General features: G+C 43.6%; 14 protein-coding genes. 9 read left to right on the top strand and 5 right to left on the bottom strand.

The features are described 5' to 3' along the window. Positions 1–108: 108 nt before the first annotated feature. Genes Q1B03_RS14805 through Q1B03_RS14790 form a run of 4 tightly spaced genes read left to right on the top strand, consistent with a single transcriptional unit; the run spans position 109 to position 3361 of the window. Positions 109–1416, top strand: coding sequence for a 6-phospho-beta-glucosidase (locus Q1B03_RS14805; protein ID WP_299742822.1), 1308 nt, complete (start codon positions 109–111; stop codon positions 1414–1416). 23 nt (positions 1417–1439) lie between these two features. Then, complete coding sequence (gene celB / locus Q1B03_RS14800) at positions 1440–2732, top strand: PTS cellobiose transporter subunit IIC (RefSeq protein WP_299742819.1); 1293 nt, start codon at positions 1440–1442, stop codon at positions 2730–2732. After that, a complete protein-coding gene (locus Q1B03_RS14795) occupies positions 2729–3043 on the top strand; it encodes a PTS lactose/cellobiose transporter subunit IIA (RefSeq protein ID WP_299742816.1) in 315 nt (104 codons plus the stop codon). Before celB ends, Q1B03_RS14795 begins: the two co-directional genes overlap by 4 nt. 12 nt (positions 3044–3055) lie before the next feature. Beyond that, a complete protein-coding gene (locus Q1B03_RS14790; RefSeq protein ID WP_299742814.1) occupies positions 3056–3361 on the top strand; it encodes a PTS sugar transporter subunit IIB in 306 nt (101 codons plus the stop codon). Positions 3362–3462: 101 nt separating this feature from the next. Here the strand turns inward: Q1B03_RS14790 and Q1B03_RS14785 are convergent, their stop codons facing one another. From Q1B03_RS14785 to Q1B03_RS14765, 5 genes are all read right to left on the bottom strand, one after another. After that, positions 3463–3681, bottom strand: coding sequence for a DUF2922 domain-containing protein (locus Q1B03_RS14785; protein ID WP_299742811.1), 219 nt, complete (start codon positions 3679–3681; stop codon positions 3463–3465). A 40-nt stretch (positions 3682–3721) separates the two neighbouring features. Continuing rightward, positions 3722–3940, bottom strand: a complete 219-nt coding sequence (locus Q1B03_RS14780; RefSeq protein WP_299742808.1) for a DUF1659 domain-containing protein — start codon at positions 3938–3940, stop codon at positions 3722–3724. Positions 3941–4068: 128 nt separating this feature from the next. Next, positions 4069–5448 carry a Glu/Leu/Phe/Val dehydrogenase gene (locus tag Q1B03_RS14775; protein ID WP_299742805.1) on the bottom strand — a complete coding sequence of 460 codons (1380 nt, stop codon included), beginning with the start codon at positions 5446–5448 and terminating at the stop codon, positions 4069–4071. 178 nt (positions 5449–5626) lie between these two features. Beyond that, a complete protein-coding gene (locus Q1B03_RS14770) occupies positions 5627–7045 on the bottom strand; it encodes a hypothetical protein (protein WP_299742802.1) in 1419 nt (472 codons plus the stop codon). Beyond that, on the bottom strand, positions 7032–7550 hold the full coding sequence (locus Q1B03_RS14765) for an RNA polymerase sigma factor (RefSeq protein ID WP_299742799.1): 519 nt from the start codon (positions 7548–7550) through the stop codon (positions 7032–7034). The genes Q1B03_RS14770 and Q1B03_RS14765 overlap by 14 nt, the downstream gene beginning before the upstream one ends. Before the next feature lie 279 nt (positions 7551–7829). Between Q1B03_RS14765 and Q1B03_RS14760 the strand changes: the two genes are divergently transcribed. The 5 genes from Q1B03_RS14760 (at position 7830) to Q1B03_RS14740 (ending at position 12770) form a co-directional block, all read left to right on the top strand. Beyond that, on the top strand, positions 7830–8618 hold the full coding sequence (locus Q1B03_RS14760) for an ABC transporter ATP-binding protein (protein ID WP_299742796.1): 789 nt from the start codon (positions 7830–7832) through the stop codon (positions 8616–8618). After that, positions 8602–9357 carry an ABC transporter permease gene (locus tag Q1B03_RS14755; protein WP_299742793.1) on the top strand — a complete coding sequence of 252 codons (756 nt, stop codon included), beginning with the start codon at positions 8602–8604 and terminating at the stop codon, positions 9355–9357. Before Q1B03_RS14760 ends, Q1B03_RS14755 begins: the two co-directional genes overlap by 17 nt. Positions 9358–9425: 68 nt before the next feature. Beyond that, on the top strand, positions 9426–10421 hold the full coding sequence (locus tag Q1B03_RS14750) for an aliphatic sulfonate ABC transporter substrate-binding protein (RefSeq protein ID WP_299742790.1): 996 nt from the start codon (positions 9426–9428) through the stop codon (positions 10419–10421). Between the two features lie 73 nt (positions 10422–10494). After that, entirely contained in the window at positions 10495–11085 is a 591-nt protein-coding gene (locus tag Q1B03_RS14745; RefSeq protein ID WP_299742787.1) for an SCO family protein, read from the top strand. 452 nt (positions 11086–11537) lie between these two features. After that, a complete protein-coding gene (locus Q1B03_RS14740) occupies positions 11538–12770 on the top strand; it encodes a helix-turn-helix domain-containing protein (protein ID WP_299742784.1) in 1233 nt (410 codons plus the stop codon). The last annotated feature ends 335 nt before the right edge of the window (positions 12771–13105 follow it).

Genomic DNA, 13105 nt, shown 5'->3' with positions numbered 1-13105 from the left:
ATAGTCATAAAATTTATATTTGTCATTACAATATATAGACGAGTGAAAATTTGTATGATACATTATAGAAAATAGAAATCGCTTTCAAAATGAAGGGAGCTCGACAGAATGTCATTAAAGGTGGTCATAATCGGAGGCGGATCAAGCTATACACCAGAAATTATCGAGGGGTTCATCCACCGATACAAATCTTTTCCTGTCACGGACATAACGCTTGTAGACATCGAAGCAGGGAAAGAGAAGCTTGAGATTATCGGGCAATTTGCTCGTCGAATGATCCAAAAAGCAGGTGTGCCGATTGAATTGGAATGGACCCTTAACCGCAGGGATGCCTTAATTGGCGCTGACTTTGTGACAACACAAATCAGGGTGGGCGGCCTCTCAGCCAGGGAAAAAGATGAACGGATACCGTTAAGTCATGGTGTCATCGGTCAGGAAACCAATGGAGCAGGCGGTATATTCAAGGCCTTGCGCACCATTCCGGTCCTAATGGAAATTTGTCATGACATCCAACAGATTTGTCCCCATGCATGGCTTATTAACTTTACCAACCCGGCAGGCATTGTTACGGAAGCCCTGCTTAAATACAGTACACATCATAAAGTCATCGGGGTGTGCAATATTCCTTTCAACATGAAAAACAGCGTCGCCGAGATGATGAATTGTTCTGCAAATGAAGTACAAATCGAGTTTGTAGGGATGAATCATTTTGTGTTTGGAAAAAAGGTTTGGGTCAAAGGTCAGGATGTCACCGATCAGGTTCTGCAAAAACTGATCCATCAAGAAGTGGATTACTCACCGGCCAACATCGTCTCACTCGGATGGTCGAAGGAATTTTTACAAGCTCTCGGGATGCTTCCCAATCCTTATCATCAATACTACTTCCAACGGGACTCTGTGTTGGAAAAGGACCTTCAAGCTTATAGAGAAAACGGTACACGGGCAGAGGTTGTTCGAAAAGTTGAAAAAGAACTTTTCATACAATATATGAAAGAGGAGTTAAATGAAAAACCAAAAGAACTGGAAAATCGAGGAGGTGCCTACTACAGTGATGCTGCCTGCAGCCTCATGGCGAGCATTTACAACAACTCAGGAGACATCCAAACCGTCAACACACTGAACAACGGAACCATCCCGGACCTGCCACACGACGCTGTCATCGAAGTAAACGCCGTCATTACGAGGGACGGACCTCGGCCAATCGCCACCGGCCCGCTGCCTCCATCTGTTAAAGGAATCATCCAACAGATGAAAGCTTTCGAAGAATTAGTGATACAAGCAGCACGATCTGGTGAGTACTCCGACGCCTACAGAGCCATGGTGATGAATCCGCTAGTACAGAACGAAGGGGTAGCAAGACAACTAGTCGATGAATTATTGGAAGCTCACAAAGAGTTTTTACCGCAATTCAATTAATCTAGTAAATGGGGGAAAGAGAAATGAGTAAAGTAATGGGGTTTATGGAAAGCAAGTTTATGCCTATTGCAGGAAGAATCGGGTCCCAACGACATCTCGTTGCCATCCGTGATGGATTCGTTTCGATCATGCCGCTGATCATCGTGGGATCTTTGGCTGTCTTATTAAATAATCTGCCGATTGATGCCTTTCAAAATTTTATGGTCTCTGTATTCGGCGAAAGCTGGAAATCCGTCGGGGGGAATATGTGGAATGGATCATTCGCCATCCTCGGACTGCTCGTCGCTGCATCCATCAGTTATCATTTAGCCAAGTCCTATCATATCGATGGGTTGTCAGCAGCATTAGTATCGATAGCTTCACTCATCATCCTCACACCGGTAACAGAAGACTGGGGGATTTCCTACGCCTGGACCGGAGCACAAGGGATATTCGTCGCCGTGATCACGTCCCTCCTTGTCACAGAATTATTCAAAGTGTTGATTCGCTCGAAGTTTACGATCAGTATGCCGGACGGTGTACCTGAAGGGGTAGTGAAATCATTCAAAGCTCTGATCCCGGCTACGATCATTTTGATTCTTATTGGTCTCATTCAAGCTCTCTTAACTTCTTTTGCAGAGAAAAGTATATTCGAAATCGTGTTTACGGTGGTTCAGGAACCATTGCAAGCCGTCTCAAACTCACTGCCATCAGCTATTGTTGTAGCCTTCTTAAATCATTTCCTTTGGTTCTTTGGCTTACATGGCACAAACATATTAGGTCCGATCATCGAACCGATCTACCTTCCTTTAATTGAAAAAAATCAGCAGCTGTTCGCAGATGGTATGAGTGCCTTTGACGTGCCATACATTGTGACAAAGCCCTTCTTCGATGCTTATGTGTACATGGGTGGATCCGGTACGACGATCGCCTTGATCATCGCCATCTTCCTTGTGGTGAAGACGAAGCATTACCGCACAGTCGGAAAATTGTCTGCTGCACCTGGTGTCTTCAATATAAATGAACCGGTCATCTTTGGATTGCCGATCGTGTTAAACCCGCTTATGTTTATCCCGTTTTTACTGGTCCCAGTCGTGCTCACTGTTACATCTTACCTGGCACTGAGTTTAGGAATTGTACCAAAAACCGTCGCGATTGTTCCTTGGACGACACCACCGATCATCAGTGGCTACCTTGTAACGGGGGGATCCTGGAGTGGGATTGTCCTTCAACTAGTGAACCTGACGATTGCCACACTCATGTATATCCCATTCCTGCTCGCATCGGAACGGGCCCAATTAAAGAAAACAACCGAAACGAGTGATAAAATCGCATGAATGCAAATCTGACTTTAGAAGAGATTTCTTTTCATATCATATTACATGCTGGAAACGCACGGTCTTCCGCCATGGAAGCCCTCCAAGCTGCAAAGAAGAAACAATTCGAAATAGCGGAGGAAAAAATGGCTGAAGCAGCGAAAGAAGTACATCAAGCTCACCACTATCAAACGCAATTACTACAAAAAGAAGCAAGTGGTGACACACAGAATCCTACGATTCTATTGATTCACGCCCAGGATCATCTCATGAATGCCATCACCGTTAAAGAACTGGCACAGGAAATCATCGAAATCCACCAAAACAAGTAAGGAGTGCTTTATATGAATATCATGCTGGTCTGCTCGGCAGGCATGTCAACGAGTATGTTAGTCCAAAAAATGCGGAAAGCCGCTGAAGAAAAAGGCCTTGAAGCCACCATTAATGCTACATCTGAAGCTGACTTAAGCAATCATTTAGATAAACTGGACGTCATCCTGATCGGACCTCAAGTCCGCTATCTATCTTCTAAAATCATTGAAAAGGCAGAGCCTTATCATATTAAGGTAGATGTCATCGATGGGATGCACTATGGAATGATGAATGGTGCGAAGGTGTTAGAGCAGGCAGAAGGGCTGTTGGGAAAATAATTGTTTCATGATTGAGAGTGACCTGGAACAGGTTACTCTTTTTTCATATTGAGGAACATGAAGAAAGTGCCCCCCCTATACAGGAGAACACTTCCAATCGATTACATTACTTCATAATCCGTCACATTACGTTCTACCACACGGGCTCCTTCCACACTCACGAGTGCACCATTGGAACTTCCAAACACATTGGTCGCGATCAGGTTATCCATCGCTGCTTTCACCGCCACAGTATCAATCGGCTCGATTGGGTCATTAATGGTTAGTTTCGCCGGCTTCCCCGTTTCCGTTTGGAATTCCAGTTCTAATACTTTTGCCATGCTGCATCTACCTCCTTTCTTTTAAAATATCGATCTACCCTTACTCGTTAATGTCGAAGCTTTGGACCTTCTCGATGTTGGACAATCCTTTTGATGAAAGACTAGCCAGCGATAAAGCTGCGCTGTTCATCTCATCCGCTGTTGCCAGTGCATTGATGTAGCTGTACGATTTATACACAAACTTAGGATTCCCTTTCTCGTCCAGGCCATCATTGTAAGCCAGTCGTATTCTCGTAGACTTTAAATCCGCTGTTGCCATGTGCCTCACCTCCTTTCACCCTTTATATAGGGAATAGGAAGAGCGAAGGACACCCCGTTTGAAAAAAAAGAGGGACGGACCTCCATTCCTAGTACCAGCTCCTAGGAATGGAGGTCCGTCCCTTGTTCTTAATAAAGTTTTCCTTGCCTGTATAGAACCGTCGATAGTTTCATGACGGAGTGGATGTAGCAGTTTTGGCGCAGTGGGAATGGATCGCCGAAGAATAGCGGCAGGACGGTGTCCATGGTTGATTTCATTTTGTCGTAGAGGAGGTTGAATACTTCTTCCTCTGTGTAGAACTGGGTTTCCCGTCCTTGCAGCCATTCAAAGTAGGAGACGATGACCCCTCCGGCATTGGCCAGGATATCGGGGATGATAATGACTCCTTTATCACTTAAATATTTATCCGCTTCCGTTGTGATTGGAGCATTGGCTCCTTCCACTATGATTCTTGCTTTCACTTTTTCCACGTTTTCCTTGTGTACCTGATCCTCTAACGCCGCTAACATCAGAACGTCCACATCCAGGTACAGAACCTCTTCACGACCACGGACCTCAGCCTTCACGCCGATTTCCTTCAGCTGTTCATCCTTCGTGGGAAGATCTCCTTTATTCTTCATCGTAAACTCAACCAATGCCGGAATATCAAGACCATCCGAGTTAAACAACGTAACATTCCGGTCACTCACCGCCACCACTTTATTCTGTAAATGAGTGGATTGATAGGCTTCAAGTGCCGCCACCGACCCTACATTCCCGAACCCCTGCACTGAAATCGTCAAGGGACGATCCTCAAAATCCAGAGCCGTTTTCGCAAAAACATTATCCGTCTTCGTCAATAGACTCTTCTGTTCCTTCACAAAATCATGAACGAGATAGCGGAATGTAAAGAAGACACCTTTTCCCGTCGCTTCCCTCCGGCCCAACGAACCGCCGTTCACAACGCTTTTTCCCGTAAAGCTCCCTCTATAAGGCATCCCCGGCCGGATACTCTTGTACTCAGCCATCATCCAGTCCATTTCACGTTCTCCCGATCCCATATCAGGCGCAGGAATGTCTTTATCGGGTCCAAGGACATCGCTGAAATATTGGACATACTTCCTCGCAATCAAATGAAGCTCCTTCTCGGAATACTCACGGGGATTCAGGATGATCCCGCCTTTTCCCCCACCGAATGGAACATCATGAAGGGCATTCTTCAACGTCATCAAAGAAGCCAGGTTCACGACTTCTTCCTCATTCACCGTTTCGTGAAAACGTATCCCTCCCTTATAAGGCCCGAGGGCATTATTGTGCTGAACACGGAAAGCGGGGATACGGACCACCTTCTCGTCCTCCAACGGAATCCGTAAATACGATTTATGTACGTGATTCGGTGTCGACAGAATGGAAGTCAAAGACGTAAACGCTTTCTTTCTTGTCTCACTTTTCACTTCAGGTAAAAAAGATTCGTCCTCTAATAAAGCATCCAATGACTTCTGAACAATATCTCTTGTTTGGCTGATCAAATCGGGTCCCTCCTATAAATGAATGAAAATAGTGGTATCTACTATAATGTTACCCTTCTATCCCTGGATAAAAACGACTATTCTTAAACTCTCAAATCGGCCAATCTGATCAAACAGAAAAAACCACACCTTATCCAAAGGGTGTGGCCTTTCAATATCTACTTTTTCTGATAACTCTCTACCACCCATGATAAACCAACACTCCATTTTTCACCTGGAGTAACTCCCCCGAGTCCCCTTCCTCCACTTTATAAGGCTCACCACTCTGGATGACCGTCTCTACAATGGAAGCGAATCGGTCCCTTGTATATTTCTTGGATCGAAGTGACATCAAATCGATAAAGAGGTCTTTATATTCCACATCAGCTGCAGACACGAGAGAAATGGTCGCTATGATCTTTCTGCCTATAATGACGTGTGACATATCTGAGTTAGGAGTATAGTAGAAGCGCCCTCCGTACCTTTTCGCAATGTCGTCATATCCCTTTCCGATTTTATATATTTCGAAATCACGACTTAGCTTAAACGTATGTCCATTTGAATCAGTCATGGTGAATTCCATTGGGTATAGCTCGTCTTCAGGACTATCTTGGTTTGTATCTTCTTTTTCTTTCTCATCTGCAGAGGCACTTCTTACCTCGCCGCTGCTTACCTTTTCCTTTTCAAGTCTCGCTTCTTCTTCAAGGCGCTTTTTGTTCTCCGCCTCTTCTTTCACCTGATCGAACGCATCTTTTGCCGACTCTATTTCTTCTTTCATCTCAGCAGTCGTCTGATTATCCGGCAAAATTGTAACCTGTTTCATCACTCTCTCTGCTTCTTGCCCGAAATCCTCTTCGTTTAAAGATTGTTCTTCTGCAATCGCTTTAAGGTTTTCGATTTCTTCTTGAACTTCCTTGTATTGACTAAAGGTTTGATCCATACGATTCACCTGTGTGGAATATTGATTAGTAAAAAACGCTCTAAGGGATGGGCTTTCAAGTTTGTCGAATGTCTTTAATTTATCTGCCAGTTCCTTTTTTATTGAAGCTACCTTATCGGCCATTTTTTCTTCTAAAGGACTTTTCTCCAGGAGACTGCGTATATCGTTTATATCCTGTTGAAGCTCATTTGCCACTGGAACGATTTGGTTATAATCCTCTATTTCTTTCATCATCGGAATTAAATGTTGACGCAGTTCCCTTTCCTTCTCTTCTCCACTTTTCAACATTTCCTTCTCAGCATTTTTCAGTGATACTTGAGCCGACTTTAGTTCTGACGGTTCAATCGTTTTTAGTAATCCGCCTTCTTCCGTTTCTTGCAGGTTCAATTCCATTTCTTCATAAACCGCTTGAATGTTCTCCTCTGCATCAGCGAATAACTGATTTGCTTTCTCTTTTTCTGTTTCGGAAATGACATATAACGTCAAGATTGAGAAAACCAACAATCCTACCGCTGCAGCGGCAAAGCTTTTAAACCTGCCTTCTTTCCAGGCTTTCATCCGGAAAGCCGGAGAAGGCTCATGATGTAGGATGGCTGTATGAATCCGTTCTTTCGCCTCGTCATTTAATTGAAGCGGGGGAAGGTTTTTAGATAGATTGTCTTCATTATGATTCTTCATTTGTATATCCTCCTGTTATGGATTGAAGCTTTTTACACGCACGGTGATAGGTGATCCGAACTTTATTCTCCGTCCACCCAAGAATGGTGGCCGTTTCTTTTACATCAAAGCCATTTATTCCTTTTAAAACCACCACATCCCGATAATTGGATTTAAGCTTCTGAATAGTGGTTAGAAGTTCGCGACTTCCTTCATTCAGAAAATAAAGAGATTCCGGTGTTTCTAATGAAGCGGCTTCATGATTTGTTGGGGAAAAAGATGTAATGGACCATTTATTCCTCTTCTTCTTTCTCAGTTCATCAAGGGCCAGATTCCTGGCAATGGAATATAACCATGTTTTCGGATTCGCTTTTGCCTCAAACGATTCCACGGAATTCAGTGCCCGAATGAATACTTCCTGAACAAGATCTTCCACATCAGTGGTACCCATTCGATATACCAAGAATGTATATATAGGATCACTGTAAAGCCGAAACCAATCTGCGACCAATCTATTGTTGGACATCCCATTCCCCCGCTTTTTTTCTTTTATATATTAGACGATATAGAAGTTGAAATCATTTCACTTTTTAGATTAAATTTCCAATTCCTTATAAAAAAACTTATCCTGCTGCATGAATGATTACATTCGGTGCAAGGCACTAAACCACCTATTAGTGCCTTGCACCCGTTTATCTAACCCCTTCAAAATAAAGGAAACCTTGACAACCATCCGCTATATACTATAATTGTATTATTTATATTCCGACTAAACTAATAAGATTTATAAGATAAGGATGATGACATGTTTATACAGATCAACCATCTCAATAAGCAATACCTCGATAAGTCAGGAAATCCAACCGATGTACTGAAGGAGATTAATCTCGGCATAGAAAAGGGTGAGTTTGTTTCAATCCTGGGGCCTTCGGGATGTGGAAAGTCTACCCTCCTCTCCATCGTGGCAGGACTGACCTCCTCTACTTCGGGAGAAATTCTTGTAGATGGAAATCCGATCAAAAAACCCGGAAAAGACCGGGGGATGGTTTTCCAGCAGGCAGCCTTATTCCCGTGGCTGAACGTGCGGGACAACGTGACATTCCCTCTCAAAAAAGAAATGTCTAAGAAAGTGGCACGGCAACAAGCAGCTAAATACTTACATATGGTCCAGCTGGGAAACTATCAGGATCATTACCCTCATGAGCTGTCAGGAGGGATGCAGCAACGGGTGGCCATTGCCCGGGCTCTCTCCATGAACCCGGAAATCCTTCTCATGGATGAACCATTCGGCGCGCTGGATGAACAGACCCGCTCCCGTCTTCACCATCAGCTTGAAACGATCTGGATGGAAACGAAGAAAACCGTCCTGTTCGTCACACACAGTATCTCGGAATCTATTAAACTCTCAGACCGGATCATCGTCATGGGTACCCGACCTGGTACGATATTGGCGGATATCAAAGTAGATCTTCCTCGTCCACGGGATGCTCATAAAGAAGAAATGGTAAAGATCGAAGAACATATTATGGGTTATTTGAAGAAGGAAATCGACAAAGTGATAAGTGAGGAATTGGCCTATGAACACAGCTCTTAAACGCATTATCTTTTTCGCCCTCATTATAGGCCTTTGGGAATCGGGATCACGATTCGGACTATGGACAGAAGTTGTCCTCCCCTCTCCCAGTTCCGTTTTCCAGGCCCTTTTTATAGGAATTGCAGATCAAACCTTGATCATTGACCTTATTGCGAGTTTCAAACGCTTATTCATCGGATTGGGGATTTCGCTCGTTATCGGAACCAGCATCGGCGTTCTTCTTGCCAAATCCAAAACAGCTGACGATACGCTGGGCTCATTACTGCTGGCATTCCAGAGTGTACCGAGTATCGTGTGGCTGCCTCTAGCCATCATGTGGTTCGGCCTCAATGAAAAAGCGGTGATTTTCGTCGTCATCCTTGGCGGCACATTCGTCATGGCCCTCAACATTCGAATGGGCATAAAAAACGTCTCCCCCCTCTTTTTAAAAGCAGCTCAAACCATGGGATCGAGAGGTTTGGACTTATTCATTCGAGTCATCTTCCCGGCATCGATCCCTTATGTGGTCACGGGTTCACGTCTTGCATGGGCATTCGCCTGGAGAGCTTTGATGGCAGGGGAACTGCTGAGCACCGGACCCGGCCTTGGATACACCCTCCGATACGCATCGGATTTCGGGGATATGAGCCTCGTCATTGCCGTGATGATCATCATTGGAGTCATCGGTGCCATCGTGGATCAGCTGATCTTCCAGCGTATTGAGAAATCAGTCATTACGCGTTGGGGATTGGAGTCATAAGCATAGTGGAGATTATACGGCAGGTACTCATTTCCTGCGTCATTAATAAAAAAACAGGAGGTTACAAAATGAAAAAAGCTTTTCTACTCTTAACGATTTTCTTTACTTTCCTAGGTGTTCTGGCAGGCTGCGGGACTGAAAAGAGTTCAGGCGGTAACGTAAGCGAGAAAGTCGTCATCGGCTATTTCCCTAATATTAACCACGTTCCAGCTATGGTGGCGAAGGACAAAGGATTTTATGAAAAGCAGCTGGGAGACGGTACAAAGATTGAATATAAAACCTTCCCCGATGGATCATCGTTTATGACCGCATTGAAAACAGGTGAAATTGATGCCGGTCTTGTCGGGCCAGGCCCAGCCATGAACAACTACATGACCGGTGCTGACGTGAAGATCATCGGTGGGGGATCCACTGGTGGAACGGTGGTTCTTGCAAGTAAAGAAAGCGGTGTGAAATCCGTCGCCGATTTTGCAGGCAAATCCTTCATCACCCCTGCGGTCGGGTGCACGCATGATGTGCAGGTCGAAACATTCCTTCAAGAACATGGGATTGAATCTCAACGTATCGGCGGGACCATGAAACACGTAACCGGAAATCCGGCACAATATGCGAGCATGCTGAAATCTGGTAAAGTCGACATCGCCGTTGCCCCGGAACCATGGGCAGCAGTGATTCAACAGGAAACAGGTGCAAATGTAATCATCGATCATGATGAAATTTCTTTCGGTGAAACACTACCTGCTTCAGTACTTGTAGCGTCTGGAAAATCTGTGAAAGAAAACCCTGACACCATCCAAAAAATCGTTGACGCCCATAAAGAAGCGACTTCTTTCATTAAAGAAAATCCTGAAGAAGCAAAAGAAATCACCATTAAAGACGTGAAAGACGTAACCGGTCAAGAACTAAGCAAAGAAGCCGTCGACCAGGCATGGGAACGCATCGGTTTCACTTACAAAGTGGACTCCGAGGCCGTTCAAGCATTTGCCGACTCATCCTATGAACTGAAATTCCTCAAAGAAAAACCGGAATTCACCGATCTAATTGACAAACAATTCATAGACTAACCTGACCAGGTCCGTCCCTCGCTGATTTGTAACCTGCGAGGGACGGACCTCTGTTTCAGAAGGAGGATGTTAAGTGAGAGTAAAGTCTATTATTGCTGCGATTGCCTTATCCCTTTTCTTGCTGGCTGGCTGCCAAGGTGAAAATAGTGAAGAGTCTTTTCCCATGAAAGTAGAGGTCGGTGACTTGGTTGCTGTGGATCAGAATGGGGAGACCACGTCATTAGCGGATCTCAATAAAGGAAAGATTGTGATTGCTGATTTCATCTTTACAAATTGTGATACCGTTTGTCTCCCCATGACAGCGAATATGTCGAAGCTTCAAAAGAAGATAGCAGATGCGGGATTGGATGATGATGTACAGCTGGTTTCAATTAGTGTGGATCCTGAACATGATACTCCTGAGGTGTTGAAACAATATAGTGGACGATATGAAATGGATGATGAGAATTGGAGCTTTTTAACGGGATACTCCCGTGATGAGATTGAATCCTTCGCCAATGTTTCGTTTAAAACTCCTGCTGCTCAAGTAGAAGGATCGAATCAGTTTGTTCATGGAACGTCATTTTATTTAGTGAGTGAAAATGGGGTTTTGTTAAAGCAGTATGAAGGAGTGTCCAATCCTCCTTACGAAGAGATGATTGAGGATATTGAGAAGTTGAAATGACCTTTTCGATTGAGATCGAAGAGGTTTTTTTATGTGGATCACGTCTGAAGTTTGTATGGAACTCTTTTTTAGCTTGCTTCTTTAGTTTATCGGCACCGTTTCCGGGAAAATTTGTGTGGAATAGTAGGATTATTTCATTTAGACTTTATAATTTATCCACTTTCACGGTAAATTAATCCCGATTCGAATTTTTTAATCCCCATTTCAAATAATTGATCCCTAAGTGGGAATAATCAATCCTGTATTTAAATAATTGATCCTGCTTGTCGAAAAATCTTTATGCTTAAATTCTTCCCTACTCTCCATCCTCTCTCCGATTGCCAAACCAAATTCCACCAAAACCCCATGCCTATCCACTCATTTAACTTTCACCATCACTCTCAAAGCAGGAAAAACCCCTCACCCTAACAAATACTACTCGTAAAGGGATATTTTTAAGGAGGGGGTTACCCATGCACACAGGGGAAATCATTCGATTTTATAGGGAAAAAGCAGGTCTCACTCAGTCTCAATTGGGGGAAGGGATATGTACAACGACGCATGTCAGTAAGATCGAGAGGGGTAAAACGGCTTATTCCGACGATATTATTTCACTGTTCTCAGAACGGCTGGGAATCGACATTCTTCACGAGATCAACTCCTCAAATCAAGTCGAAAAGCAGTTGCAACTATGGCACAATAGCATCATTATGAGGAGGATGAACCTCGTTGAACAAATGAAATCCGAACTTGAAAAGTCCCCGTTTCTCGAATCCTCGAAATATGGTGTCTATTACCACTTACTTAGGGCGAGGTACTACATCCTGCATAATAAAGATGACCTCTCTTCAAACATACTGGATTCCATCCAAAGGGGTTCAAGTCCTCTTACAGCCTTTGAGACCAATCTGTTTTATCACGTTCAAGGGCTTATTTATATTAGAGACACTACGGAAGAAAACCAGCAAAAAGCCGTAAAAATCTTAAAGAAAATAAATATGGATGAATACAAAAATGAAGAATGCCATTATCATATATCCATTGCTTATCACTGCATCGGAAATAAAGTAATGTCCTACTTTCACGCCGGTAAATCCCTCAGTTATTTTAAAAAGACGAATAATTACTCCGGTGCAATTAAGGCTGAGTCCTTAATGCTCCTTCAGCTGAGCAGTGAGATGTATCTCGAATTTGAAGATCTGGTGGAAAGGTATGAGAGCCTGATTCAGGACAGCGATTCACTTGGGTATTTAGATCAAAAAGGGACTCTCTTAAATAACTTAGGGTACGAGTATTACAATCGTGAAGAATATGCCCTAGCCAAAAAATGCTTTAAAGAAGCGTTGGATCTAGCAAAAAAAGGTTCTATGTCATATTTGCGGCGATTATGTAATTATACGGATGCATGCATCGAAGGAAATCTCGTCCATTCTAAACAGATAAAGAAACACATCCAACGCGGTCTATCAGAGAGCAAAAGCGCAAACAGTACATTATTCATTACATTATTCGAACTTTTTTCTCTCCGTATAGACAACAAAATCGATGACTACTTCTCATATCTCGAAAACAAAGCACTGCCTTATTTTTTTGAAGCGAAGAATGTGCTGTTGATTGAGAGGTTTGGGAAAGTGCTCTATGAGTATTACGTAGAGTCCGAGGAGTATAAAAAGGCGGTTCAATTATCCACTCAATTAATGACATAGTGGATGAGAATTGCGGTGCCTGGCACTAAACCCAATAACGGTGCCTGGCACACCTGTCATTACAAGTGTACCAGGTACATCATGTGGGGGACGTGCCTGGTACAAAAACGGCGATTTGTACCTGGTACACATTCAATCCTCATTCTTCCTCACCCAAGAAAAACGTTCACCAGCTTCACCCATCCAAAAAACGAGATCCAAAGGGGTATACTGAATAACACACCCCAAAACAAACCTTCAAATAGACTTCCTTTTTTTTCTATCATCCTGCATCTCCCGACTTTATGTATTTTACTAGTCAGCTTTAACAGAAGAAGGAGTAGATATACCGTATG

Origin of the sequence: uncultured Rossellomorea sp., from assembly GCF_947488365.1 — a bacterium.
Lineage (GTDB): Bacteria > Bacillota > Bacilli > Bacillales > Bacillaceae_B > Rossellomorea.
Note: the sequence above shows the minus strand (reverse complement) of the source record. Positions and strands in the feature narration are given on the sequence as shown.